General features: G+C 68.6%; 20 protein-coding genes. 17 read left to right on the top strand and 3 right to left on the bottom strand.

Going from position 1 to position 25,121, the window contains the following annotated elements:
* The first annotated feature begins 40 nt into the window (after positions 1-40).
* From ACSQ2F_RS10250 to ACSQ2F_RS10205, 10 genes are all read left to right on the top strand, one after another.
* Positions 41-973 (top strand): DMT family transporter, encoded by a 933-nt coding sequence (locus ACSQ2F_RS10250; RefSeq protein ID WP_436022376.1) that lies wholly within the window; start codon positions 41-43, stop codon positions 971-973.
* Positions 974-1,145: 172 nt separating this feature from the next.
* A complete protein-coding gene (locus tag ACSQ2F_RS10245) occupies positions 1,146-1,490 on the top strand; it encodes a hypothetical protein (RefSeq protein ID WP_436022374.1) in 345 nt (114 codons plus the stop codon).
* A 43-nt stretch (positions 1,491-1,533) separates the two neighbouring features.
* On the top strand, positions 1,534-2,526 hold the full coding sequence (locus ACSQ2F_RS10240) for an SDR family oxidoreductase (protein ID WP_436022372.1): 993 nt from the start codon (positions 1,534-1,536) through the stop codon (positions 2,524-2,526).
* 36 nt (positions 2,527-2,562) lie between these two features.
* A complete protein-coding gene (locus ACSQ2F_RS10235) occupies positions 2,563-5,355 on the top strand; it encodes an ATP-binding cassette domain-containing protein (protein ID WP_436022370.1) in 2,793 nt (930 codons plus the stop codon).
* Positions 5,352-5,873 (top strand): hypothetical protein, encoded by a 522-nt coding sequence (locus ACSQ2F_RS10230; protein WP_436022368.1) that lies wholly within the window; start codon positions 5,352-5,354, stop codon positions 5,871-5,873. The genes ACSQ2F_RS10235 and ACSQ2F_RS10230 overlap by 4 nt, the downstream gene beginning before the upstream one ends.
* 73 nt (positions 5,874-5,946) lie before the next feature.
* Positions 5,947-6,714, top strand: coding sequence for an SDR family oxidoreductase (locus ACSQ2F_RS10225; protein ID WP_436022366.1), 768 nt, complete (start codon positions 5,947-5,949; stop codon positions 6,712-6,714).
* A 47-nt stretch (positions 6,715-6,761) separates the two neighbouring features.
* Positions 6,762-7,001 (top strand): GlsB/YeaQ/YmgE family stress response membrane protein, encoded by a 240-nt coding sequence (locus ACSQ2F_RS10220; RefSeq protein WP_436022364.1) that lies wholly within the window; start codon positions 6,762-6,764, stop codon positions 6,999-7,001.
* A 22-nt stretch (positions 7,002-7,023) separates the two neighbouring features.
* The gene (locus tag ACSQ2F_RS10215) at positions 7,024-8,853 is read left to right on the top strand and encodes a carbamoyltransferase family protein (protein ID WP_436022362.1); all 1,830 of its coding nucleotides are present in this window, start codon (positions 7,024-7,026) and stop codon (positions 8,851-8,853) included.
* Positions 8,850-9,848 carry a glycosyltransferase family 2 protein gene (locus ACSQ2F_RS10210; protein WP_436022360.1) on the top strand — a complete coding sequence of 333 codons (999 nt, stop codon included), beginning with the start codon at positions 8,850-8,852 and terminating at the stop codon, positions 9,846-9,848. Before ACSQ2F_RS10215 ends, ACSQ2F_RS10210 begins: the two co-directional genes overlap by 4 nt.
* A gap of 8 nt (positions 9,849-9,856) precedes the next feature.
* On the top strand, positions 9,857-10,807 hold the full coding sequence (locus ACSQ2F_RS10205) for a glycosyltransferase family 4 protein (RefSeq protein ID WP_436026790.1): 951 nt from the start codon (positions 9,857-9,859) through the stop codon (positions 10,805-10,807).
* Between the two features lie 102 nt (positions 10,808-10,909).
* Here ACSQ2F_RS10205 and ACSQ2F_RS10200 read toward each other — a convergent pair whose 3' ends face one another.
* Positions 10,910-11,875, bottom strand: coding sequence for a UDP-glucuronic acid decarboxylase family protein (locus ACSQ2F_RS10200; protein WP_436022358.1), 966 nt, complete (start codon positions 11,873-11,875; stop codon positions 10,910-10,912).
* A gap of 145 nt (positions 11,876-12,020) precedes the next feature.
* On the opposite strand from ACSQ2F_RS10200, the gene ACSQ2F_RS10195 reads away from it, so the two are divergent.
* A complete protein-coding gene (locus ACSQ2F_RS10195; protein WP_436022356.1) occupies positions 12,021-14,528 on the top strand; it encodes a catalase in 2,508 nt (835 codons plus the stop codon).
* A gap of 45 nt (positions 14,529-14,573) precedes the next feature.
* On the opposite strand, the gene ACSQ2F_RS10190 is transcribed toward ACSQ2F_RS10195, so the two are convergent.
* Entirely contained in the window at positions 14,574-15,068 is a 495-nt protein-coding gene (locus ACSQ2F_RS10190; RefSeq protein ID WP_436022354.1) for a hypothetical protein, read from the bottom strand.
* A 306-nt stretch (positions 15,069-15,374) separates the two neighbouring features.
* On the opposite strand from ACSQ2F_RS10190, the gene ACSQ2F_RS10185 reads away from it, so the two are divergent.
* Genes ACSQ2F_RS10185 through ACSQ2F_RS10165 form a run of 5 tightly spaced genes read left to right on the top strand, consistent with a single transcriptional unit; the run spans position 15,375 to position 20,939 of the window.
* Entirely contained in the window at positions 15,375-16,685 is a 1,311-nt protein-coding gene (locus ACSQ2F_RS10185; RefSeq protein ID WP_436022352.1) for a glycosyltransferase family 4 protein, read from the top strand.
* Positions 16,682-17,302 (top strand): D-glycero-alpha-D-manno-heptose-1,7-bisphosphate 7-phosphatase, encoded by a 621-nt coding sequence (locus tag ACSQ2F_RS10180; RefSeq protein WP_436022350.1) that lies wholly within the window; start codon positions 16,682-16,684, stop codon positions 17,300-17,302. Before ACSQ2F_RS10185 ends, ACSQ2F_RS10180 begins: the two co-directional genes overlap by 4 nt.
* Positions 17,299-18,390, top strand: a complete 1,092-nt coding sequence (locus ACSQ2F_RS10175; RefSeq protein ID WP_436022348.1) for a glycosyltransferase family 9 protein — start codon at positions 17,299-17,301, stop codon at positions 18,388-18,390. The genes ACSQ2F_RS10180 and ACSQ2F_RS10175 overlap by 4 nt, the downstream gene beginning before the upstream one ends.
* The gene (locus ACSQ2F_RS10170; RefSeq protein ID WP_436022346.1) at positions 18,387-19,445 is read left to right on the top strand and encodes a glycosyltransferase family 9 protein; all 1,059 of its coding nucleotides are present in this window, start codon (positions 18,387-18,389) and stop codon (positions 19,443-19,445) included. Before ACSQ2F_RS10175 ends, ACSQ2F_RS10170 begins: the two co-directional genes overlap by 4 nt.
* A gap of 45 nt (positions 19,446-19,490) precedes the next feature.
* Positions 19,491-20,939: a UDP-glucose dehydrogenase family protein gene (locus tag ACSQ2F_RS10165; RefSeq protein ID WP_436022344.1), complete on the top strand. Its 1,449-nt coding sequence runs from the start codon at positions 19,491-19,493 to the stop codon at positions 20,937-20,939.
* On the opposite strand, the gene rpoN is transcribed toward ACSQ2F_RS10165, so the two are convergent.
* Entirely contained in the window at positions 20,875-22,287 is a 1,413-nt protein-coding gene (gene rpoN, locus ACSQ2F_RS10160) for an RNA polymerase factor sigma-54 (RefSeq protein ID WP_436022342.1), read from the bottom strand. The genes ACSQ2F_RS10165 and rpoN overlap by 65 nt on opposite strands.
* Positions 22,288-22,483: 196 nt before the next feature.
* On the opposite strand from rpoN, the gene ACSQ2F_RS10155 reads away from it, so the two are divergent.
* The gene (locus ACSQ2F_RS10155; RefSeq protein WP_436022340.1) at positions 22,484-25,066 is read left to right on the top strand and encodes an ATP-binding protein; all 2,583 of its coding nucleotides are present in this window, start codon (positions 22,484-22,486) and stop codon (positions 25,064-25,066) included.
* The last annotated feature ends 55 nt before the right edge of the window (positions 25,067-25,121 follow it).

Raw genomic sequence — 25,121 nt, 5'->3', positions numbered from 1 at the left:
TAATCGCTGCTTTTGCGTCCCTCGGGGACAGGACTCCGACTTGAACCGCTCCGTTTTTGCCGACCGCAAGGTCTTGTTTGCCGTTGCCACCTTCTGCTGCCTGCTGTGGGGCAGCGCGTACCCCGCGATCAAGATCGGCTACGAGCTGTTCGCCATCGCCCCCGGTGACCTGCCGGGCAAGCTGGTCTTCGCCGGCTACCGCTTTCTCTTCGCGGGCCTCGTGCTGCTGGTCTTCGCTGCATTCACCGGCCGGGGCGCGGCGCTCTCACTGGACCGCCGGACGCTCGGACAAGTCACCTTGCTGGGCCTGTCGCAGACGCTGCTGCAGTACGTGTTCTTCTACGTCGGCCTGGCCTACACGACCGGTGTCAAGGCCTCCATCATGAATGCCACCGGCACGTTCTTCAGCGTGCTCCTCGCTCACCTCATCTATCACAACGACCGGCTGAGCCATCACAAGGTCTGGGGATGCCTCATCGGCTTCGCCGGGGTGATGGTGGTGAACTTCACACCGGACCTGCTCGAGTTCGACTTCACCTTGCTGGGCGAGGGCTTTGTCGTGATTGCCGCCTTCGTGCTGTCGCTGGCATCCATCTATGGCAAGCGGGTGTCGCAGCATCTGGACTCCGTGGTCATGACGGGCTACCAGCTCGCCATCGGTGGCGCCGCCTTGCTGGTCGGCGGCCTGGCCTTCGGTGGGCAGCTCACCGGATTCACCGTCGGGTCCGTGCTTCTGCTCGGCTACATGGTGTTGCTATCAGCTGCCGCTTTCACCTTGTGGAGCCTCCTGCTGCGAGCCAACCGGGTGAGCACGGTGGCTGCGTTCAACTTCCTCGTGCCGATCTTCGGTGCCGCACTGTCGGCGATGTTCCTGGGCGAGGCCATCCTGGAATGGAAGAACGCGGTCGCCCTGGTGCTGGTGTGCTGGGGCATCTGGCTCGTGACGCGGGAGCCCGCGCCCGCCAAGGGTTGAGCCACCGGCCGCGCTGCGACGGCGTCACCGGACGCCGGCCACGGCTGCGACCGGCCTCCATGGCCCGCGAGGGATGAAGGGTGCTTACCCAGGCACGTTGATTGCCGGAGCCCGGCATCGGCGTGCGACGGGCGCAGGCCGGGTGTCAACTCGACTTCCAGGAGATCATCCCATGCAAAAGACGACCCTCAAGACCGTTTCCCTCGCCGTGCTGCTGACCTCGGCCGTTCTGACCACGGCCTGCAGCCGCCGCGATGAAAACCCGCCGGCGACCACCATGCCGGATGCAACCACCACGGCTCCGGGTACGACGACGACGCCGACCACGCCGACGACGCCGGACACCACGGGCGCTCCCGGCACGTCGACGGGCGGCAGCATGGGCGGCGACACGACGACCGCCCCGGCCACCGGCGACACCAGCACCGGCACCAGCACGGGCGGTACGAACAGCAGCGGCGGCAGCGCCGGCCAGGGTACGACCATGTCGCCCCCGGCCTCTGCCGCTTCGAACTGAGTTGTACGTGCCCGTGCCGATGCAGGCCTGAACCGGAGGACCGATGACCGTGAAGAACCGCAGTCTGGTGGGTCAATGCGTGGTGTTGACCGGGGCCACGAGCGGCATCGGCCGCGCCGCGGCCATCGCCTTCGCGCGGGCCGGCGCCGATCTGGTGCTGGCCTCGCGGAGGCAATCCGTGCTCGACGAGGTCGCGGCGCAGTGCCAGGCACAGGGTGCCCAGGTTCTCGTCGTGACCACCGACGTGACGGACGAGCGCGCCGTGCGCGCGCTCGCAAGCGCTGCGGTCGCGCGTTTCGGCGGCATCGACGTGTGGGTCAACAACGTCGGGGTGGGTGCCGTGGGCAGCTTCGTGCAGACGCCGCTCAAATCCCACCACCGCGTCATCGAGGCCAATCTCATCGGCCACATCAACGGCGCGCACGCGGTGCTGCCGCATTTCATCGCCCGCAAGCGGGGCGTCCTCATCAACATGATCTCGCTCGGGGCCTGGGCCGCGGCACCGTACGCGGCGGCGTACTCGGCGAGCAAGTTCGCCTTGCGCGGCTTCTCGGAGGCCCTGCGGGGCGAGTTGAGCCAGTGGAGCGACATCCACGTCTGCGACGTATATCCCGCCTTCATGGACACGCCCGGTGTGGCCCATGCGGCGAACTACACCGGCCGTCGGCTGCGGCCGGCACCGCCCATCTACGACCCGCGCCTGGCTGCGCGGGCGATGGTCGATCTGGCCAAACACCCGCGCCCGTCGGTCACCGTGGGCGCGGCTGCGACGGCACTGCGCCTGGTCCATGCCATTTCCCCCTCCCTGTCGAGCTGGCTGGGCGCGCGGGTGGTCGAACGCTACCTCGACCAGGCTGAGTCGGCACCGCGCACGGATGGCAACCTGTTCGCGCCCTCGGTGGGTTCCGGCATCGACGGCGGCTACCGGGCCAAGGCGCCCGGCAGCCGTGTTCCTGTCGCTGCGGCGGCGCTTGCTACCGGGCTGGCTGTCGGCCTCCTGATGCACTACACCCATCGCCGCACGCTTCGGCGCTGATCCCGGACGGGAACACGCCTTGCCGATTCGGCGGCCATGGAATCTCCGGCCGTCAATCAACGCAAGGGCGTGTTCGGTGAGTTGTGGGCGGCAGCCTGGAAGTACCGGCGTCGCACCGCCCTTGCGCTCGCACTGTTGATCCTCGCCAAGGCAGCAGGGGTCAGTGTGCCGCTGCTGCTCAAGGCGGTGGTGGATCGCTTCAGCCGGCCGGAGTCGCTCACCGAGTCGGTGCCTGCCATGGCCGCCGGGGACCCGACCACTTCGCTGGCCGTCGTGCTTCCCGTGTTTTTGCTACTCGCCTATGCGCTGCTGCGTTTCGCAGGGACGCTCTTCACCGAACTGCGGGACCTCGTCTTCGCGCCGGTCACGCGCCGCACGGTCATCGCGTTTTCTCAGCGCACGTTCTCTCACCTCCTGTCGCTCAACCCCAAGTTCCACAGCCAACGAAACACGGGGTCGCTCATCCGCGACGTGGAGCGGGGCACGAGCGGCGTCGGCTTCCTGCTGGGCGCCGGTCTCTTCACCGTCGTGCCCACGCTCGTCGAGTTCGCTGCCGTGCTCGGTGTCATGGCGTATGGATACAGCCTGTGGTTCACGCTGGTCATCGTCGTCACCTTTGTCGTCTACGCCGCGCTCACCATGGGCCTGACCCAGCGCCGCGAGCTGCGGCAGCGGCGGGTCAACGAGATGGACTCGCGCGCCAACGGGCGCCTGGTCGATACCCTGCTCAACTACGAGACCGTCAAGACCTATGCCCGCGAGCGCTTCGAGCGCGACCGGTACCTCGCGATCTGCGATCAATGGGTCGTCGGCAGCATTCAGAACCAGCGGGCGCTGTCGGTGCTTCACATCAGCCAGAGCGCCGTCATCGCGGCTGGCGTGGCGGCCGTGATGCTGCTCGCAGGGCAGCAGACGGTTCGGGGCGCGATGACAGTGGGCGACCTTGTCCTGGTGAATGCGTACGTGATCCAGATCTGCCTGCCGCTCAACGCGCTCGGCTTCGTCTTTCGCGAGGCGCGGGATGCCCTCGTGAACACGGAGAAGCTGTTCGACCTGCTCGCGCAGGAGCCCGAGATCGTGGATCGGGCCGACACGCCGCCGCTGGTGGTGCAGGGCGGAATGGTGTCGTTCGAGAACGTCGACTTCGGGTACGAGCCCGGACGCCAGATCCTCTACGACGTAAGCCTCACCATTCCCGCGGGCCACACCGTCGCGGTGGTGGGAGGCAGCGGCTCGGGCAAGTCCACGCTCGCCCGGCTGCTGCTCCGCCTGTACGACGTCAGGTCCGGCCGCATCACGGTGGACGGGCAGGACCTGCGCGCCGTGCGCACCGAATCGCTGCGCGAGGCCATCGGCATCGTGCCGCAGGACACCGTCCTCTTCAACGACACCATTGCGTACAACATCGGCTATGGCCGCGTGGGCGCCGGCCTCCCGGACGTCATCGAGGCCGCCAAGGCCGCCCAGGTGCATGAATTCATCCTCTCGCTTCCCGAGCAGTACGAGACGATGGTCGGCGAGCGGGGCGTGAAGCTGTCGGGCGGCGAGAAGCAGCGCATCGCCATTGCCCGCGCGTTCCTCAAGAACCCGCCCATCATGATCTTCGACGAAGCCACTTCGGCGCTGGACACGCGGGCCGAGCGGGCGATCCAGGGTGAGCTCGACCGGATCGCACAGGGGCGAAGCACGCTCATCATCGCGCACCGCCTGTCCACCATCGTGAACGCCGACGAGATCATCGTGATGGACAAGGGCCGCATCGTCGAGCGTGGTCGCCACGAGAACCTGCTGGCCCGCGACGGCCTGTACGCCCAGCTGTGGAACCTGCAGCGGCAGCAGCAGCAGTTCGAGCGCGTCGAGCGCGAGATGGCGCGACAGCCGGTTCACCTCGGTGCACTCATCGCCGGTGTGATCGACGGCGTGCGACCGCGCATCGAGGCAAGTCAGGTGGCGCTCTATACCGACATCGACGGTGAGGCGAGCAGCGTGACGGGCGACCCGACCACGCTGTCGCAGGCGCTCAGCGCGTTGTGCCTGTGGTCGCTCGCGGGAACGCCACCCGGTGGCCGCATCGAACTGCGCCTCGAGCGCAGGGACGGGCATGCGCTCGTCACGGTGACCGATGGACGCCACATCGCACCAGCCACTGCCGTGCCCCGTCCGGCCGCCCCGCCTGCCAAGCCGGGCGAGGCCGACACGCCGCTCGACCCGCTCGTGCTGCGCTCCACCATCGAGCGGCAGGGCGGTCGCTTCGGCATCGTGCAGCCGTCGTCCGTGCACGGCATGCGCTACACCGTCGAGTTGCCCCTCCGGGCGGTCGCCGCAGCCCCTGCGCCAATGGTTGATTCGGCCGTGCCGCTGGAGCAGCCGCTGGCCGGCCTGCGCGTCATGCTGGTGGACGACGACAAGGATGCGCGCGACACGCTGACGGCCCTGCTGGAGTCCGATGCCGCATCCGTCCTGCCCTTCGGCACCGGCCGGGACGTGCTCGCCTGGTTGCAGAGCCGGCCCTCCAACCTGTGGCCGGACGTGTTCGTCTGCGACGTGGTTCTCGGCGACGAGGATGGCCACGCGGTCGTCCACCGCCTGCGTCAGCTCGAAGCCGAGCGCGGCATTCCCCTGGACCAGCGGCTGCCTGCCGTCGCGTTGACCGGACTCGCCCAGTCGGGCGACCGCGTGCGCGCGCTCATGGCCGGCTTCCAGGTCCACCTCACGAAGCCCGTCCAGGCGAGAGAGCTCGTCTCCACGCTATACACCCTTGCGCGGCGTCGCGACGGTGAAAGTCTTGCCGCAACCCATTCTCAGCCTGCCCATGAAGGAGCCCCATGACCGCGTCGCCCCAAGCCACTCCCGGAAGCCACTTCGCTGACGCTCACTCCGCCCGCCGGGCCGTCGAGATGTCGCTGCCCATGATCGAAAGCGCCATGCGGGACCCTTCGGTCTGCGGCAGTGGCTTCCTGGTCATCGTGGTCATGGACCCGGCCCGCTCGCCGGCGTCACATCGTTTCGAGGATGCCATCCTCCACGAGCACGCCATCGGCGATCGCGCGCGATGGGACGCCGACTACTCGGCGTTCGCCCGAGCCAAGGCGCAGCTGGCCTGGCAGCACCAGATGGACAGCCACGCCTTGCAGACGATGCGTCCGCACCTCGTCCGGGAGACGGAGACCTTGCTCTGGGGCAGCGTCTGCCTCGACGGCATCGTGGTCGGAGTGAGTGGGGCGCACGCATGGTGGGATGAGTCGTTCGCGATCACCGTGGCCGGCGCGCTGCGGGCCATCGCGAAAGAGCGCCACGCCGGGGCGCTGGCCACACGGCAGCTCTTCGCAGGGCAGCCGCGCGACTGAGGCCGCCACTGGGAACGCCGGATGCCAGAGGCGCTGCAACTGCAATCGTTTTGAAGTCCACAAGGAGCCTGCCATGTCCCCAGTCAGCACCTCTCCCACCGCCACGCCGACGCTTGCCGATCGGGTGGTCCTCGTCACCGGCGGTTCGCGCGGACTCGGCGCGGCCATCTGCCGTGCCCTCGGCGAGGACGGTGCCCGCGTCGTCGTCGCCGACATCGACCTCGCCGGCGCGGAGAACCACGCAGCGGTGCTCGGCGAGGAGGGCATCACCGCCATGGCCGTCCACCTCGACGTCGGCGATGAGGCGCAAGTGGAACGGGTGATCGCCCAGACGCGCGAGCGCTTCGGCCGCATCGACGCCGTGGTGAACAACGCCGGCATCGACATCACGGTGCCCATCGACGAGTTGTCTGGCGCCGATTGGGAGCGCGTGGTGCGCACCAACCTCACCGGACCGTTCTATGTGGCCAAGCATGCGGCGCGCGCCATGGGGCCCAAGACCGAGCAGGGCGGTGGCGGCTACATCATCAACGTGGCCTCCACCGCGGCCAAGCGCGCCTGGCCCAATGCCGCGGCCTATCACGCGACGAAGTGGGGCCTGCTCGGCCTGTCGCATGCGCTCCATGCGGAACTGCGCCCGAAGGGCATCAAGGTGTCGGCTGTTGTCGCCGGGGGCATGCGCACGCCCTTCCTGCTCGACCGCTTCCCCGACATCGACCCCACCGTGCTGCAGGACCCCGCCAACGTGGCACGCACCGTGCGCTTCCTGCTGACCCAGCCGGAGGAAACGGTGATTCCGGAGGTCACCGTGCTGCCGATGCGCGAGACCTCCTGGCCCTGAGGGAGAAATCCATCATCAATCTCATCGTCTGGATCATTGCCGGCGGCGTGCTCGGCGCCGTGCTGAGCCGTTGGCTGCGCAAGGACCGTGGCGACGGCATCGTGCCGAACGTGGCTGTCGGCGCGGTAGTCGCCGCACTGTTCGGCTGGTACGTGGCCCCGTACCTCGGGACACCAGCAGAGAACCGCGATGTCTTCAGCCTGGGCGCCCTGTTCGTGGCGCTGCTCGGGGCGCTGGCCGCGCTCCTGATCTTCAACGCCGTGCGCGCCAACCGCCGTTCGCGTTGACATCTCACGGAGAAGCCTTTCGATGATCACTCTCGGCATCAACGCCGCCTTCCATGACTCCGCTGCGGCCCTCGTGGTCGACGGTGTCGTGGTCGCCGCATCCGAAGAAGAGCGCTTCACGCGCATCAAGCATGGCAAGCGGCCGGTTCCGTTCTCGGCCTGGGAACTTCCCTTCAATGCCATCGACGACTGCCTCCGACAGGCGGGCGTGAGTCTTCGGGACGTTGACCACGTCGCCTATAGCTTCGACCCGCGAGAATTTCTTGGCAATCGCATCGCCGCTGGGCAGGCCACGCTGAGCCTTCCGATCGAGCCCTCTGCCGCGCCTCGAGGCGAATGGGAAAACCCGTGGGATCCCCTCTTCGCGGCCTACATCGTCAACGCACCGCGGCAACTCGCCGACGGTGCGCCTCACCACCTGCGCAAGCGGCTCTCCGGCGTGCGGCCCGACGCCGCGCCCTACCGCTGGCACTTCGTGAACCACCACACCTGCCATCAGGCCAGCGCCTTCCTTGCATCGCCCTTCGAGCGATGCGCCGTCATGACGCTCGACGGTCGCGGCGAGCGCGCCACCACCACCTATGGTCGCTATCGAGACAACCGCTATGAGGCCTTGGGCGAGGTCGACATGCCGCATTCGCTCGGCATGCTCTACGAACAGGTCACCGCGCACCTCGGTTTCCTGCATTCGAGCGACGAGTACAAGGTGATGGCGCTTGCCGCGCTCGGCACGCCTCGGTATCGCGATGCCCTGCAGGCCCACGTGCACATCGGCCCCGACGGGCGGTACACCATCGATCCCATCGACCTGGTGGCCATGTGCGGCCCCAAGCGCCCGCTGGGCGAAGCGCTCGGGGAACACCACCTCGATCTCGCCGCGTCCCTGCAGGATGTGCTCGAGGACACGGCGCTCAAGCTCGGGACCTGGCTGCGCGAGTCGACCGGCGAGCGCCAGCTCGCGATGGCAGGCGGCGTGGCGCTCAACTGCGTGATGAACGCCCGGCTTCGCGACAGCGGCATCTTCGATGCCGTGTGGGTCCAGCCGGCAGCGGGCGACGCGGGAACCGCACTCGGCGCGGCCCTGTGGGTCGATGCCAAGGAGCGGCTGGAACCGAACGAGGTCGCTCCCATCTCCGCGCCTGCGGTGGCCATCGACAAGAGCGTGGACCGACCGGTGAACCACTTCGCCCCACGCCGCTGGCGGATGGACCACGCCTACTGGGGCCCGGGCTACACGGACGAGGAGATCGAACGCCAGCTGCGCTGGGCGAAGCTGCCCTATGAACGGGCCGATGACCTGGCCGCCGCCACTGCCGCGCTGCTGGCCGACAACCTCATGATCGGCTGGTTCCAGGGCCGCATGGAATATGGTCCGCGCGCATTGGGCGCGCGTTCCATCCTCGCATCGCCCATCGATCCGGAAATGCAGGCCCGCCTGAACGAGCTCAAGGATCGGGAGGACTTCCGGCCCGTCGCGCCGGCCGTGCCCAAGGAAGACATGGCGGCGTGGTTCCATCCGGCCGATGCCAACGGCGGCGATTCGCCGTTCATGCTCTTCATCTATGACGTGGTTCCTGGGCAGAGCGAGCGCATCCCGTCGGCTTGCCACACGGACCGCACGGCCCGCGTCCAGACCGTCGATCGCGACACCAACCCGCGCTTTCACGCGCTGCTGAAGGCCTTCGGCGCGCGCACCGGCGTGCCGGTCCTGGTGAACACATCGTTCAATGTGCGGGGCGAGCCGGTGGTGTGCACGCCGCGCGATGCCATCGAGGCCTTCTTCAGCACGCCACTCGACGCCCTCGTCATCGGTTCATTCATCGTCCGCAAGGGGGGAGGGCAGCGCACATGACCTCGCAGGTGCGGGCCCCGCTGGTTTCCGTGGTCATCCCGACCTACCGTCGACCACCGCTGCTGCTGCGTTGCCTCAGGGCGGTGCTGTCCCAGATGTTCGACGCCGGGCCGTTCGAGGTCATCGTCGTGGACGACGGACACGACGATGCCACCCGCCAGGCGGTCGACTCGCTTCGACCCGAGGTGCCGGCCTGGGTGACCTTGCGCTACCTGCGACCCGAGTCGGGCCGCGGTCCGGCCGTGGCACGCAACGCCGGTTGGCGTGCGGCCGTTGCCCCGCTCATCGCCTTCACGGACGACGACACCATCCCCGACCCGATGTGGCTCGCGGCCGGGGCGGCAGCGATGGATCGCTCGCCGGAGTGGTCCGCGGCCTGCGGCCAGGTGCAGGTCCCACCGCTGACCGTTCCCCCGACGGATCACGAACGCATGACGCAGGGCCTTGCCACGGCCGAGTTCGTCACGGCCAATGCCTTCGTCCGAACGGAGGCGCTGCGCCTGATCGACGGCTTCGACGAGCGTTTCCTTCGCGCATGGCGGGAGGATTCGGACCTGCAGTTCCGCCTGATGCGCGAGGCGGGTCCGGTCGGGCGTGCGCACAACGCCATCGTCCAGCATCCCGTGCGACCGGAAGCATGGGGCGTGTGTCTTCGGCAGCAGCGCAACACGTTCTTTGACGCCTTGCTCTACAAGAAGCACCCCAAGCTCTACCGTGAGCGGATTCGCCCGGTTCCGCCCTGGGACTACTACCTGATCGTCGCACTTGCACTGGCGGTGCCGTTGCTCGGCCTGATGGGCTCGGGCACGGCCGCTGCGGCGTGTGCCGCAATCGCCTGTGCACTGGTGCTGCGGCTGGCCTGGCGCCGCTTGCGGGGGACCGCGCACACCCCTGCCCATGTGTTGGAGATGCTCGTGACCTCTGCCCTCATTCCCTTCCTGTCGGTGTACTGGCGTGTTCGCGGTGCGCTGCGATTCAGGGTGCTGTTCCTGTGAGCGCGCGCCTGCCATCGCGCCGTCTGCGCATCCTCACGTGGCATGTGCACGGCAACTACCTGTACTACCTGACCCAGGTTCCGCACGACTTCTATCTCGTCACCGACGCGGAGCGAACCCCGCATCACACCGGTCGCAGCGGCACGCTGCCGTGGGGGCCCAATGTGTTCGAGGCACCGGTCGATCAGTTGAAGGAAATGCCCTTCGACGTCGTGCTCTTCCAGTCGCGAGACGCCTGGGAGGTGGACCAGCACCGGTGGTTGAGTGAAACGCAGCGCCGCCTGCCGCGGATCTACCTCGAACACGACCCGCCACAGGAGCATCCGACCAACACGGCGCATTGGGTGGACGACGCGAGCGTGATGCTCGTGCACGTCACCGCGTTCAACGCGTTGATGTGGGACAACCGCAGCAGCCCGACGCGGGTCGTCGAGCATGGCGTCAAGCCGTTGGCGCAGGCCAGCTACCGCGGCGACACCCCGAGCGGCATCGTGGTGGTGAACAACCTCGACCGACGGGGCCGTCGACTCGGACTGGACGTGTTCCAGCGGGTTGCCGCCGAAGTGCCCCTCAGTCTCGTGGGCATGGGCAGTGAGCGGTGCGGCGGAGAAGGAGAGGTTCCCAACCACTTGCTGCCTGAGCGCGTGGCGGGACACCGGTTCTTCTTCAATCCGATCCGCTACACCAGCCTCGGCCTCGCGGTCATCGAGGCCATGATGGTGGGAACGCCTGTCGTCGGCCTGGCCACCACGGAGCTTGTCACTGTACTGCGCGACGGGGAGAATGGCCTGATCGACACCCGGGTCGACCGGCTTGTCGAAGGCATGCAACGTCTCTTGCGAGACCCGGACGAAGCGCGGCGCCTCGGCGAGGCCGGCCGACGCACCGCGCTTGAACGCTTTCACATTGACCGCTTCGTGGCGGACTGGTGCCGCGTGCTGAACGACATCGCAGCCTGACGGGCGGGTCTGTCGACCCGCTGTGTCCGGCGCGGCGCCGTGCCCGCCAAGCGCCGCGCCGGACGGTGCCGTTCAGGCGGAGCAAGGCTTTCGGTGACCGGCTCAGGCAACGGCGAATGTTCGCGCAACGCCCAGCTCGTGCCGGAAGTGCGCAATGGTCTCGCGCAGCCCGTCTTCAAGACTCACCTTGGGGCGCCACCCCAGAACCGCCTCGGTGCGGGAGATGTCGGGGCGGCGGCGCTGTGGATCGTCCTGCGGCAGTGGACGGCACTCGATGGCGGAGCGGCTCCCCGTGAGCCGCACGACCCTCTCGGCCAGCTCGAGCACGGTGTGCTCCACCGGGTTGCCGATGTTGAGCGGTCCCTCGCTCGGGCCGTTCATCAGCCGAATCAGGCCCTCGACCGTGTCGTCGACGTAGCAGAAGCTTCGGGTCTGTTCACCGTGGCCGTACACGGTCAGGGCCTGGCCGGTGAGGGCCTGGACGATGAAGTTGCTCACCACGCGACCGTCCCCCGGCCGAAGTCGCGGCCCGTAGCTGTTGAAGATTCTTGCCACCCGGATCGGCACGGCGTACTGGCGGTGGTATGCGAAGCACATCGCCTCGCCGCAACGCTTGCCCTCGTCATAGCAGGAGCGCGGGCCGATCGGATTCACATGGCCGACGTAGTCCTCCGTCTGCGGATGCACCTGCGGGTCGCCATAGACCTCGCTGGTGGAGGCCTGAAAGACCCGGGCGCCGGACTGGCGGCTGAGTTCGAGCAGATGCCACAGTCCCAGCACGCTCGTGAGCGTGGTCTGCACGGGCCGAGCCTGGTAGTGCGGCGGGCTGGCCGGGCAGGCGAGGTTGTAGATCTGGGTCGCCGCCACGGCCTCGCGGGGCAGCGGCTGGGTGATGTCGTGGCGGAGCAGCCGGAACCGTCGGGCATCAGCGAGCTGGGCCACGTGGGCGCGCTCGCCGGAAGAGAAGTCGTCCAGGGCGATGACCTCGTGTCCGGCCGCGACGAGGCGATCGCACAGATGGCTTCCGAGGAACCCGGCGCCGCCGGGGACGAGGATGGTCTCACTCATGGGAATCCTTTCGGCACGGGCGAACCGCCGCCGTGTGTGCGCCGAATTGGCAATCCACGTGCCGAGCTGCCGGTCGGGCACGCGGGTTGCCTTGCGGCGGTCAGAAAGCGCTGCTGCGCTTCCTCTCTCATACCAAGGACTCCTCATGCCCACTCGCAAGATTCCCACGCCTGCCGCCGCAACGCCCGTTCCCCCGCCTGCGGGCAGCCAGGTGCCACCGGACACATCGCAGCCCGACCAGGCCGTGGGCTCCGTGATGAGCACGATGTCCGGCCCGTCGACCTCGCGCATGACGGCGGACGGCGCGGCCACCCTGCCCACGCCGGCCCAGCAAGCCCTCGGGACCAAGGTGGCGGGCACCGAAACGCTGGCCGAGGCGATGCCGCACAACCCGCTGAAGGCCGCCGAGCATGGCTTGGCCAACGGCCATGCGCCGGAAGCCGGGCAGCCCGTGGCACCCCAGGATCCTCAGGACACCGCGAGCACGATCACCGAGGACACGCCCTCCGACAAGCTCGGCCAGGGGCCGGCCCGTGCGGGATACAACCCGAACAACGAACCACTGCAGCGCGTCCGCGTGGACTCCGGCGGGCGCGCGCTCACCACCAACCAGGGCGTGCCGGTCGCGGACAACCAGAACTCGCTGAAGGCCGGGCTCCGCGGGCCCACGGCCCTGGAAGACTTCATCCTGCGCGAGAAGCTGACCCACTTCGACCACGAACGGATTCCCGAGCGCGTCGTGCACGCCCGCGGTTCGGCCGCGCACGGCTACTTCGAATGCACTGAAGCGCTGACCGAGTTCACGAAGGCGGTGCCGTTCTCCGCGGTGGGCAAGCGCACGCCGGTGTTCACCCGGTTCTCCACCGTGGCCGGTGAACGCGGCTCGGCCGACACCGTGCGCGACGTGCGCGGGTTCGCCGTCAAGTTCTATACGGAGCAGGGCAACTGGGACCTGGTCGGCAACAACATGCCGGTGTTCTTCATCCAGGACGCCATGAAGTTTCCCGACCTCGTCCATGCCGTCAAGCCGGAGCCGCACCATGCGATGCCCCAGGCGTCCAGCGCGCACGACACCTTCTGGGACTTCGTGTCGCTCATGCCCGAGTCGGCCCACATGCTGCTGTGGGTCATGTCGGACCGCGCCATCCCGCGCAGCTATCGCACGATGCAGGGTTTTGGCGTTCACACCTTTCGCCTGATCAATGACGCCGGCGAAGCGGTGTTCGTGAAGTTCCACTGGAGCCCGGTGGCAGGCACGCACTCCCTGGTCTGGGACGAGGCCGTGAAGATTTCCGGGGCCGACCCGGACTTCCACCGCCGCGACCTGTGGGAATCCATCGAGGCCGGCGCCTTCCCTACCTACGAACTCGGCGTCCAGATCTTCAGCGAGGTGCAGGCCGATGGCTTCAGCTTCGACGTGCTCGATGCGACCAAGATCGTGCCGGAAGAACTCGTGCCCATCCGCATTGTCGGGCGCATGGTGCTCAACCGGAACCCGGACAACTTCTTCGCCGAGACCGAACAGGTGGCTTTCTGCACGGCCCACGTCATCCCGGGCATCGACTTCACCAACGACCCGCTGCTGCAGGGGCGCATCCATTCGTACATCGATACCCAGCTGACCCGGCTGGGCGGGCCGAACTTCCACGAGATCCCGATCAATGCACCCGTGGCCCAGGTGCACAACAACCAGCGCGACGGGATGCACCGCCAGGCGATCCACCGCGGCCGCGTGTCGTACGAGCCGAACTCGCTGGCCGGGGGGTGTCCGTTCCAGGCCGGTCGCATGGGCTTCGTGTCCTTTCCCGAGCCGGTGATCGAGGACAAGGTGCGGGGCAAGCCCGAGAAGTTCGCTGACCACTATTCGCAGGCGCGCCTGTTCTGGCGCAGCCAGACCCCGGTGGAGCAGAACCACATCGTCGCGGCCTTCCGGTTCGAGCTGACACGGGTCCAGACCGAGGCGGTTCGTGAGCGCGTGATCTCGGTCCTCGCCAACGTGGACCCGGTGCTGGCCGAGGGCGTGGCGACCGGTCTTGGCATCGCCGTGCCGCCAGCGCAACCACGCGCGCTGGATGTGATTCCCGAGTCGGAGGTGAAGGCGTCTCCGGCGCTGTCCCTCATGTCCCGTCCGGGTGACGGCAGCCCAGCCGGGCGTCGGGTGGCGCTGCTGGTGGCCCCGGGTGCGGATGGTGCGAGTCTGCGCGCGGCCCACGATGCCCTGGTGACCGCCGGCGCGGTGCCGCGCTACGTGGGCGTGAGGTTGGGTCGAGTGGAAGCCTCCAACGGCGAAACGCTGCACGCAGAGGTGTCGCTGGAGGCCGCCCCCGCCGCGTTGTGGGATGCCGTCGTGCTGCCCGATGGCACGGACGCGCTCCGTCGTCTTGCCCTGGTGGGACAGGCGGTCGAGTTCATCAAGGACCAGTATCGGCACTGCAAACCCATCCTGGCGCTCGGTGATGCGACGGCCCTCTTCGAAGCCGCAGGCGTGCCGCCGGCGCTGCCCGACGGCGGCGCCGATCCGGGTCTGTTCCTCGCCGCTTCCAAGGCCGGTGATGCCGCCCTGCGGGCCGACCCGGAGGCCGTGACGGCGTTCATCACCGCGCTGGGTGCCCATCGCTCGTTTGCACGGGAGCTGGACCCGCCCCTGGTCTGAGTGCGGTAACGCCGCGCTCATCCCGGTGGATGAGCGCGGTGCCCGTCAGTTGCCCGATCCGTCGCGCCGCGACAGACCGGTGCCAGCGACCGGGAGGGTCGCCGCGGCGCGCCCGGCGCGCCAGCGGTCGAACTCCTCGCAGAACTTGTCGTACCGCTCCTGCCGCCACGTCTCGTAGTCCATGTCCATGCGGCGCACCTGCTCGGCGCGCCAGCGGTGGTACTCGGGGTCGAAGGGGCGGCCCGGCTCCGGCCGGCCCGTCCAGGACACTTCGTGCGGCGAGCGGCCGGCTCGCCAAGCGTCCTCGCCTAAAGGAGTCCGGGCACCATAGCCGCCGCTGTAGCGACCGTACTCGTTGCCTTGCGCGCCGGCATTGGCACCTGCCGCCAGGTCGGGGCGCACCCGGCCTCCGGCGGACATCGAGCCCGCCTGGTCGGGCGAGTCGCCCAGCCTGCCGCTCAGGGGCCCGCCGGGCCGCTGCCTGCGCTGAACGTCCGCATCGCCCTGCTGGCGGGAAGACGAGGCGCTGAATGCCTGCATCGGACGGCTGTCCGTCGTCTCGCCGTCCCTGCCTCCATCGCCCTGCTGGGCTCCAGTGCCGACTTGATGGCTCCCGGCTGCGGCCGGTCGCGTCACGGGCTGCGTCTGGCCCGCGCCTGAACCAGCGCGCGGTTTGGAATCTCCTGTATTCATCGCATCCCTCCTGTCCTTTCTGATGCGGTCCCGCGAAGGCAGGTTCGCCCTCGCACCTCATTCGGGCAATTGGCGTTCCGCAAGGCGCATGGCCGTTCAGCAGCGGCACGCCGTTTGCCGAAGCGGCGCATTCCAAAGCGACCGGAGTCCGACATGAGCGAACCCTTGCGCATCGCAATGATCAGCGAGCATGCGTCCCCCCTGGCCACTCTCGGCGGCGTCGATGCGGGTGGTCAGAACATCTATGTGGCGAACGTGGCCCGCTGCCTCGCCAAGGCCGGTCATCACGTGGATGTCCTGACGCGACGCGACGACGCGGCGGTGCCGCCGGTCTCGGACCTCCGCCCCGGGGCGCGCGTCATCCAGATCGACGCCGGACCGCCGAGCTTCGTCCCGAAGGAGCGGCTGCTCGACTACATGCCCGCGCTCGCACGCGTCAGCACGGAGCTTCTGCGCCACAGCGTTCCCTACGACCTGGTGCACGCCAACTTCTTCATGTCCGGCGTGGTCGCCCGCCGCCTCAAGGCGACGCTCGGCCTGCCATACGTCATGACGTTCCATGCACTCGGGCTCGTGCGGCGCGAACACCAGCGCGAGGCCGATGCCTTCCCACCGGAGCGCACCGAGATCGAGCGCCAGCTCACGGCCGACGCCGACCACATCATCGCCGAGTGCCCGCAGGACCGGTCGGACCTGTTGCGGCTCTACGGCGCCGATGGCAGCCGCATGAGCATCGTGCCGTGCGGTTTCGACAGCGAGGAATTCCGCCCCATGAGCCGCGCCCGCGCTCGCGCCGAGCTCGGCCTCGATCCGAACGAGTTCATCGTCCTGCAACTTGGTCGTCTCGTGCCGCGCAAGGGGGTCGACAACGTGATCCGCTCGCTGGCGCACCTGCCGCCGGACGTGCCCGCGCGGGTGCTGGTGGTGGGCGGCGAGTCGCGCGAGCCTGACGAGGCCATGACGCCCGAAATCGGCCGGCTGCGCGCCGTCGCACGGGAGGCCGGTGTCAACGCACGGGTGACCTTCACGGGGCAGCGCCAGCGCAGCGAGCTGCGCCGTTACTACGCTGCCGCGAACGTCTTTGCCACCACGCCCTGGTACGAGCCCTTCGGCATCACGCCGCTGGAAGCCATGGCCTGCGGTGTGCCGGTCGTGGGCAGCGCGGTGGGCGGAATCCAGTACTCGGTGACTGACGGCGTCACCGGCTTCCTCGTACCGCCGCACGATCCGGTGGCGCTGGCAGCTCGACTGCTTGAGCTGTACCGGAACCCGGCATTGGCGGCGGCCTTGGGTCGCGCGGGCATTCGCCGGGCGCGTTCCATGTTCACCTGGGAAGAGGTTGCCCGCCAGTTGGCCGAGGTGTACGAGGACCTGCGCGAGCGGCGCCGCGTCCAGGTGCCTGACTGGGCCGTGTCGCAAGCCATGGCGACGGCGGCCGCCTCGCAGCCCGCTGCATCGACATGAGCTTTTCCGAACTGCCCGGTGGCCGCCGGCGCGCCGCCTTCATCGACAAGGACGGCACGCTGGTGGAGAACGTGCCCTACAACGTCGACCCGGACCTGGTGCGCTTCACTCCGAACGCCATCGAGGGCCTCCGGCTCCTGGCCGCGACGGGGCACCGCTTGGTCATCATCAGCAATCAGCCCGGCATCGCCCTGCAGCGCTTCGACCGCGCCGCGCTCTTTCGGCTGCAACAGGCCCTGCAGCGCATGCTGGCGGAGGAGGGCCTGCGGCTCGATGGCTTCTACGCCTGCCCGCATGCACCCGCTGAGGATGGATCGCCCGCCTGCGAATGCCGCAAGCCGGCACCGGGCCTGCTGCAGATGGCAGCCCGCAACCTGAACCTGGACCTCTCGCAGTCATGGATGGTCGGCGACATCCTCGACGACGTCGAGGCAGGACGGCGCGCCGGCTGCCGGTCCGTGCTGCTGGACGTGGGCAACGAAACCGTGTGGCGTGGCGGACCGCTCCGCACGCCGCACCTTCGCGCTGCCGACCTTCTCGATGCGGCCCGTCAGATCACCGGCCTGCAGACCGTGCCATCCGCGTGGGCGGAACTGACCTCCAAGGTGACGTCATGACCCTCCTCGATCCTCGCTGGCGCGAGGCGCGCAACATCCTGTTGATCCGCCTGGACAACCTGGGAGACGTGCTCATGACCACGCCGGCCTTTGCGGCGGTTCGCGCAGCCGCACCGCTGGCCCGGCTGACGTTGATGGGATCGCGGTCCGGCGTGGCGATGCTCCGGCATCTTCCAATGATCGATGAGGTGATTCCGTACGAGGCACCGTGGGTCAAGGGGCCGGCGCGGACGCCGGTGGCCGACCGGCGCTTCATCGGCATGCTGGCACGCCAGGGATTCGACGCGGCGATCATCTTCACCGTGTGCACGCAGAGCGCGCTGCCAGCGGCCATGATGTGCCGCCTGGCCGGCATTCCCTTGCGGCTGGCCCATTGCCGCGAGAACCCGTATGACCTGCTCTCCGACTGGGTTCCCGACAACGAGTGCATCGAGGACGGCATGCGCCATGAAGTGCAACGGCAACTCGACCTGGTCGCGGCGGTCGGATTCGCGCCTCAGAACGAGCGGCTGGTCTTCAAGCATGCTGAAGTCGAGACCCTTTCCATGCGGCAAAAGCTGGCAGCGGCCGGTGTCGATTGCCACCGCCCGATGCTCGTCGTGCACCCGGGAGCCACCGCCGCCTCACGACGCTATCCGCCGGAGCGCTTCGGACAGGCCGCCGATGCGGTGGCCGAGGCGAGTGGCTGTCAGGTCGTGTTCACCGGTGGGCGGGACGAGGCGGCACTCGTCGAAGCAGCACGCGCCCGCATGACCGGCCCTTCCACTTCGGTGGCTGGCGAGCTGACGCTGGGCGAGCTTGCTGCCCTCATCGCGGATGCCGAAGTCCTCCTGTGCAACAACAGCGGGCCGGCCCACATCGCCGCTGCGGTCGGGACGCCGGTCGTTGTCCTCTACGCCTTGACGAATCCCCAGCACACGCCGTGGCGCGTGCCATGCATCGTGCTGAACGAGGACGTGCCGTGCCGCAACTGCCTGAAGAGCGTCTGCCCTGAGCGCCATCACGCATGCCTCATGAACGTGCCCGCCGAGGCGGTGGCGGATGCCACCTTGCGGCTGATGCAGGTGCCCGTCGCAACCGCGGCATGAACACCCTCGCAAGCGCATTCGGGCAGGTCCACCGCATTGCGGTCTTCCGCGCGCTCGTCCTGGGCGACATGCTGTGTGCGGTGCCGGCACTTCGCGCGATCAGGGCGGCGTGGCCGGGGGCGGAGATCACCCTGGTGGGCTTGCCTTGGGCGAAGCAATGGGTCGAGCGCAGTGCGCAGGTGGACCGCTTCATCGAGTTCCCCGGATTTCCCGGGCTGCCGGAGCGCGAGGCCGATGCGCTCGCATGGCCGGCCTTCCTGCATGAAGTGCAGTCCCGTCGATTCGATCTCGCCCTGCAGCTGCACGGCAGCGGCACGCTCACCAACCCGCTCGTCGCCTTGTTCAACGCGCGGCATGTTGCCGGGTTTGCGGGAGATGGCGCGTGGGCTGCGGAGCGCGCGACCCACTGTGGCTGGCCGGAGTCGGGCGACGAGATCGAACGCCTCCTTCGCCTCACGGACCACCTGGGCCTTGCGCGCCAGGGGACCCACCTCGAGTTTCCCGTGCAAGCGTCGGACGATGCGTCCCTGCACGAGGCCTGGCCTGATGTGAATGCGGCCGAATCCATCGTGTGCGTGCATGCCGGGGCGCAACTGCCGTCCCGCCGTTGGCCGCCCGAGCGGTTCGCCGCGGTGGCCGACAGCCTTGCGGCGGCGGGCCACACGGTGGTCCTGACCGGCACACAGGCTGAAACCGGCCTGGTCGGGCAGGTGGCTTCGGCGATGCGTCACCCGTCGGTGAACCTCGCCGGTCGAACGTCGCTCTGGTCGCTCGGGGCCCTGCTGCAGCGTTGCCGCCTGCTGGTGTGCAATGACACCGGCGTGTCCCACGTGTCCGCAGCGCTGGGCACGCCCAGCGTGGTGGTGAGCCTGGGCGCGGACGTGTCCCGCTGGGCACCTCGGGACGGTGCCCGTCACCGCGTGCTGTGGCAAGCCATGAGCTGCCGGCCCTGTGCCCACGTCATCTGCCCGATCGGGCACGGCTGTGCCACGGCGATCGCACCGCAGCAGGTCGTGAGAGTCGCGGAGGAACTGCTGGAAGCGACCGTCGCTTGACGGTATGCCGCTTGCCGATTCGGGGCACACCGAAAAGGAGACCCTATGTCCGACAGCAGTCCGATCGCACGTTCTCTGCGCATTGCCGTGATTGGCACCGGCTATGTCGGCCTGGTGAGTGCTGCGTGCCTTGCGCACATCGGGCATCACGTCACCGCGGTCGACTCCGACGCCGGCAAGGTGCACGCGCTGCAGCGCGGCGCCATCCCGATCTACGAGGCGGGGCTGCAGCCCTTAGTGGCCGCGCAGGCACGCGACGGTCGGCTGTCGTTCACCGATTCCACGGCCGACGCGGTGCACGGCGCTGACCTGGTCTTCATCGCCGTCGGCACACCGCCGGACGCCCACGGCGCTGCTGACCTGCGTGCGCTGATGCAAGCCGTCGAGGACATCGCGGTGTCGATCGTTCATCCGCTGGCCGTTGTCATCAAGTCGACCGTCCCGGTGGGAACGAGCGATGCGGCCCGGGCGGCGCTGCGTGGCGCGCTCGCACGTCGCGGCATCGATTGGGAAGTGCCGGTGCTGAGCAATCCGGAGTTCCTTCGCGAGGGAACCGCCACCGAGGACTTCCTTAATCCCGCCCGCATCCTGATCGGCGCCCGCACCGCGCAGGAGGCAGGCGTGTTGAAGCAGGTCTATGAGCCGCTGACGCGGCGCGGCGTGCCGCTGCTCGTCATGTCACCGCGCAGCGCCGAACTCAGCAAGTACGCGGCGAACACCATGCTGGCTGCGCGGATCAGCTTCATCAACGAGATTGCCGACATCGCGCAGGCCACGGGCGCCGACATCGAGGAGGTGCGCGAAGGCCTGGGCAGTGACCCGCGCATCGGCCCGGCCTTCCTGAAGGCCGGCATCGGCTACGGCGGCTCGTGCTTCCCCAAGGACGTGAGTTCTCTGCGACATGCGGCCCGCGGCCTGGGCGTTCCGACCGACGTGCTCGCGGCCGTGGAACGCGTGAACGAGCGGCACCGACACTGGCCGGTGGAACGGCTCGCGCAGGCCTACGGCGGCCGGGCGGCCTTGCGCGGCCTGCGTGTGGCGGTGTGGGGCCTGGCGTTCAAGCCCGGAACGGACGATCTTCGCGAAGCCGCCAGCCTCGTCGTGTTGCGCGAGCTCATCGACGCAGGCGCGACGGTCGCGGCCTACGATCCCGTCGCCATGCGCAACGCCGTGGCCGCGGTGCCCGCCCATGCCCGGTTGGAGTGGCGGGCCAGTGCGGCCGATGCGCTGACCGATGCGAACGTGCTCGTGCTGTTGACCGAATGGCGGGAGTTCATCGACTTCCCGCCGGAGCGGGTGGCCGAGCAACTGAAGGACGCGCTCGTGATCGACGGCCGCAACGCACTGCCGACCGCGCGCTGGGAGGCGGCCGGCCTGCAGGTGCACCAGGTGGGCCGCCCGGTGGGCGACGCCCACCCGAGCGTGCCGGTCATGCCGTGGCGCGACGCCGGCGATCCACGGGCTCGACCCGCAGCTGCTGCCGGTACTTCGTGACGGTGCGGCGGGCCAGCACCAGGCCCTGCTGGGCCAGCATGCGAGCGATCTGAGCGTCTGAGAGAGGCGCTTCCGGACGCTCCGTCTCGATCATCTCGGCCACCAGGCCCCGGATGGCCGTGCCGGAGAACTCCGCACCGCTGCTGGCCTTCATCGCCCGCGAGAAGAAGTACTTCAACTCGAAGACACCGTGGCGCGTGGCCATGTACTTGTTGTTGGTCACCCGAGACACGGTGGATTCGTGGATGCCGACCTCATCGGCGATCTCGCGCAGCGAGAGCGGCTTCATGGCCATCATCCCGTACTCGAAGAACGCGCCCTGGCGCCGCACGATGGCCTGGGCCACGTCGAGGATGGTGGAGAAGCGCTGCTGCACGTTGCGCACCGCCCAGCGGGCGTCGCGCAGGTGGCCGGCCAGTTCGCCGTCGTGCCCTTCGCGGTGGCGCTGGAACATGTCCGCGTACATCTGGTTCAACTTCACCCGCGGGAAGACGGTGGGGTTGAGCGAGGCCACCCACTTGCCGCGGACCTTTTTGACGATGACATCCGGAGTGACGTACTGGATCTGCGCGCCTCCGAAGCGCCAGCCCGGATGCGGGTCGCAGCGCCGGATGCGGTCGCAGACCTGCTGCACTTCGTCGACCGGCAGTCCGAGCTTGCGCGACAGGCCCGAGGCATCGCGCGACGCGGCCAGCGTGTCGAGGTGACCGGTGATGATGCGACGGGCCAGTTCGGCCTGTTCGGGCGGCACGATCTCAGGCACCTGCAACAGGAGGCATTCCTCGACGCTGCGGGCGGCGATGCCGGCGGGCTCGAGCGCCTGCACGCGCCGCAGCGCGATGCGCATTTCCTCTGTCGATGCCGGGGGATGGAGTTCGGCAAGCGAGGCCAGTTCGGCAAGATCGGTGCGAAGGTAGCCGTCGTCGTCCAGGGACTCGACAATAGCCTTGGCGAGCACCCGATCACGCAAGGGGAGCGGCATGACGTTGAGCTGCCCGTGCAGGTGGTCGGCGAGGGACGATTGCGCGGCGATCAGGTTGGTGGCGTCGCTGTCGCCGCCTTCGCCGTTGACGCGGTTGATGCTGCTGCCGCGGGCGTCGGCCTGCCAAACGTCGCGATCGCTGTCGCCATCGGTGTCCGGGCTGGTGGCGGCCGCTGCGATGGGCGTTTCGTCGGCAGACGGCGTCTCGGCGTCGTTCGCTTCGAGAAACGGGTTGGAATCGAGCATGGCATGCAGTTCCTGCATGAACTCGAGCGACGAGAGCTGGAGCAGCCGCACCGCCTGCTGAAGGCGAGGCGACAGCTTCTGGGTTTGGTGTTGTTCGATGCGTGCGTACAGGGCGTTCATGGCTTCCTCGGAGCATGGGATGGCTTCGGGTCGCGAGTGGAGTTGCAATGCCCGTGCCGCCGGGCCCGGATGCTGCTATTCCCTGGGCAACAGTCGCGAACAGGCCGCTTTGGCGGCAGTTCGTGCCGAGATTGAGAACGCTTTTTGCCGCAATCCGTTCTGGCGCCGAGCCAGCGGACACCCAAAGGGAGATCCGATGTTCAATGGGGAAGGGAAGTTCGGGCGCTGGTGGCCGTCGTGGCCTACGGCGTCGCTGCGCACCTACCTCGTGCTGCTGCTCCTGCTGGCCACGGTACCGATCGCCGTGCTGATGTGCTACCAGATCTTCGGCAACGTCGCGGCGCAGGAGTCGCGCATGAAGGAGGAGCTCCGGCGCAACGCAAACTCTCTCGCGCAGACGGTCGAACGCGAGATCGCCTCGTCGATGGATGCGCTCGCCATCCTTGCCCAGAGCGACTCCCTGCAGCGGGGCGACGTCGTCCAGTTCGAGCACTTCCTGAATCACAGCCCCGTGCTGCGGTCCAGCTGGAGCAGCGCCTTCCTGCTCGACGCGCGCGACCGGGGCAGGGTGCTCTTCAACACCTCGCGCCTGCGCGTGTCCGCGGCTCGCGGGCCCGGCAGCAGCGAGGTGCAGCAGATGCTCGCCGCCCAGCGTCCGATCGTCTCCAACCTCGTTGTCGACGGGCAGCATTCACGCTATGCCACGGTGGTGGCGGTCCCCGTCCATGTCGACTCGGAGTTCCGGTACATGCTCGGCGTCTGGATTCCCGTTTCCGTCTGGCAGGACCTCATCCAGCAGGCGGGGCCGCCGGTGGACGGCTTCAACACGGTCTTCGACGCCCGCAACGTCGTCATCGCCCGCACCCTGCAGCCCGAGCGGTTCGTCGGGGTGCCGCTGCCGGACCAGGCGGTGGAGCTCTTGAACGTGAGCGCGCAGGGCACCCAGCTGACCGACCTCCTCGGCGGCGGCTCCACCTACACCGCCTGGCAGCGCATTCCGCGGCTGGGGTGGGGCGTCTCGGTCGGCATTCCGTCGAAGCCGGTGAGGGCGGCGCAGCGCCAGGCGATGGCGGCCGCGCTCGCCACGGCCGGCGGCTGCCTCTTGCTGGGGGTCGTGCTGGCGCTCTTCATTGCCCGCCGCGTGACCGGGCCGCTGCATGCCTTGGCAACGCCCGGCGCCGCGCCGCCCACCTCTCGCATTCACGTGCGGGAGATCTCCGGCCTGCGGGACGCCCTGTTGAGCGCCCGTGCCCAGGACCAGACGGCCCGCGAGGGGCTGCAGCGCAAGGCCGACGAGTTCGAGACGCTGTTCAACAGCAGCCCGATCGGCCTCGCGTTCGCCCAGGACCGCGATTGCGCCGTCGTGCTGCACAACCCGGCCATGCTGGAATTGCTGGGGCGAAGCGATGCGCCCGGCGCGGCTGAACGAACCGTGCTGCACCGCGGCGAGCCGGTACCTGTCGAACGCCAACCGTTGCAGCGTGCCGCTGCCACCGGCGAGGCGGTCGGTCCGGTGGAGCTGGAGCTTGCGAGCCCCGGCCGGCCCTCGGTGTTCGTGATCGCCAACGCGGCGCCGCTGCGCACGCCGGGTGGCCAGCCGCGCGGCGCCATCGGTGCGGTGGTCGACATCAGCGCCCGCAAGCAGGCGGAGCAGTCGCGGGCGGCGCTGATGAAGCTGGAACAGTCGGCCCGGCTCGAGGCGGAGGCGGCCAACCGGGCCAAGGATGAATTTCTCGCCATGCTGGGCCACGAACTTCGCAATCCCCTCAGTGCAATGGCCTCGGCCGTGGAGGTGCTCGAGCGGGTGGATGCGGACGAGGAACTCGCCGCCACGGCGCGCACCGTGATCTCGCGCCAGACCGGCCATCTGGCCCACATGATGGACGACCTGCTCGACGTGGCGCGCGTCATCTCGGGGAAGGTGCTGCTGTCGCGTCAGAGTGTCAACCTCGGCAACCTGGTGCAGCGGGTGGCCGACACCCTGCGCGTCACCGGCGAGGGCAACCAGCACAGCATCACCGTGACGCCGGGCGACGCCTGGATCGACGCCGACCCCACCCGCATCGAGCAGGTCATCAACAACCTCCTCACCAATGCGATCAAGTACACCCCGCCGGGCGGTCGCATCACCCTGACCGTTGAGGATGACGGCCCGGACGCCGTGCTTCGGGTGGTGGACACCGGACTCGGCATTCCGCCCTCGCTGCTGCCACGGATCTTCGAATTGTTCGTGCAGGGCGAACGGACACTGGATCGTCGGGCGGGCGGGCTGGGGCTGGGCCTGACCCTCGTGCGCCGCCTGGTCGAGCTTCATGATGGCACGGTGACGGCGACGAGTTCCCCGGAAGGCAGCGCATTCGAGGTTCGCCTGCGCCGCATCGAGGCACCTCCGCCCGAGATCGTCCGACCCGCCTCGCCGAGCGCCAGACCGATGCGGGTGCTCGTCGTCGAAGACAACGCCGATGCCTTGACCGCGCTGCGGTCGATGCTCGAGCTCGACGGCCATCGGGTGGCGGCAGCGGTGGACGGCGAGGCCGGCCTCAATTCGCTGCTCAGTGAAAGGCCTGACGTGGCCGTGGTGGACATCGGCTTGCCGATCCTCGACGGCTATGCCCTGGCGAAGCGCGCCCGCGCTGCAGGCTATCCCGGGCGCCTGATTGCTTTGTCGGGTTACGGACAAGGAAGCGATGTCCGGCGCGCGCTGGTCGCCGGCTTCGACGCTCATCTGGTGAAGCCGGTCGTGCCGTCGCAGCTGAAGCAACTCCTGCACACGTCATGAAGCGCCATAAGACGTTTCGTCATTAGGGATATTTCGTTGACAGGGATATGAAAGC

The organism is Rhizobacter sp. LjRoot28 (assembly GCF_964253025.1).
Lineage (GTDB): Bacteria > Pseudomonadota > Gammaproteobacteria > Burkholderiales > Burkholderiaceae_C > Rhizobacter.
Note: the sequence above shows the minus strand (reverse complement) of the source record. Positions and strands in the feature narration are given on the sequence as shown.

Excerpts from the sequence above, each read along its gene's own strand:
- ACSQ2F_RS10245 (WP_436022374.1), top strand. The coding sequence starts at position 1,146 with ATGCAAAAGACGACCCTCAAGACCGTTTCCCTCGCCGTGCTGCTGACC.
- ACSQ2F_RS10240 (WP_436022372.1), top strand. The coding sequence starts at position 1,534 with ATGACCGTGAAGAACCGCAGTCTGGTGGGTCAATGCGTGGTGTTGACC.
- ACSQ2F_RS10235 (WP_436022370.1), top strand. The coding sequence starts at position 2,563 with ATGGAATCTCCGGCCGTCAATCAACGCAAGGGCGTGTTCGGTGAGTTG.
- ACSQ2F_RS10230 (WP_436022368.1), top strand. The coding sequence starts at position 5,352 with ATGACCGCGTCGCCCCAAGCCACTCCCGGAAGCCACTTCGCTGACGCT.
- ACSQ2F_RS10225 (WP_436022366.1), top strand. The coding sequence starts at position 5,947 with ATGTCCCCAGTCAGCACCTCTCCCACCGCCACGCCGACGCTTGCCGAT.
- ACSQ2F_RS10215 (WP_436022362.1), top strand. The coding sequence starts at position 7,024 with ATGATCACTCTCGGCATCAACGCCGCCTTCCATGACTCCGCTGCGGCC.
- ACSQ2F_RS10210 (WP_436022360.1), top strand. The coding sequence starts at position 8,850 with ATGACCTCGCAGGTGCGGGCCCCGCTGGTTTCCGTGGTCATCCCGACC.
- ACSQ2F_RS10200 (WP_436022358.1), bottom strand. The coding sequence starts at position 11,875 with ATGAGTGAGACCATCCTCGTCCCCGGCGGCGCCGGGTTCCTCGGAAGC.
- ACSQ2F_RS10195 (WP_436022356.1), top strand. The coding sequence starts at position 12,021 with ATGCCCACTCGCAAGATTCCCACGCCTGCCGCCGCAACGCCCGTTCCC.
- ACSQ2F_RS10190 (WP_436022354.1), bottom strand. The coding sequence starts at position 15,068 with ATGCAGGCATTCAGCGCCTCGTCTTCCCGCCAGCAGGGCGATGCGGAC.
- ACSQ2F_RS10185 (WP_436022352.1), top strand. The coding sequence starts at position 15,375 with ATGAGCGAACCCTTGCGCATCGCAATGATCAGCGAGCATGCGTCCCCC.
- ACSQ2F_RS10180 (WP_436022350.1), top strand. The coding sequence starts at position 16,682 with ATGAGCTTTTCCGAACTGCCCGGTGGCCGCCGGCGCGCCGCCTTCATC.
- ACSQ2F_RS10175 (WP_436022348.1), top strand. The coding sequence starts at position 17,299 with ATGACCCTCCTCGATCCTCGCTGGCGCGAGGCGCGCAACATCCTGTTG.
- ACSQ2F_RS10170 (WP_436022346.1), top strand. The coding sequence starts at position 18,387 with ATGAACACCCTCGCAAGCGCATTCGGGCAGGTCCACCGCATTGCGGTC.
- ACSQ2F_RS10165 (WP_436022344.1), top strand. The coding sequence starts at position 19,491 with ATGTCCGACAGCAGTCCGATCGCACGTTCTCTGCGCATTGCCGTGATT.
- rpoN (WP_436022342.1), bottom strand. The coding sequence starts at position 22,287 with ATGAACGCCCTGTACGCACGCATCGAACAACACCAAACCCAGAAGCTG.
- ACSQ2F_RS10155 (WP_436022340.1), top strand. The coding sequence starts at position 22,484 with ATGTTCAATGGGGAAGGGAAGTTCGGGCGCTGGTGGCCGTCGTGGCCT.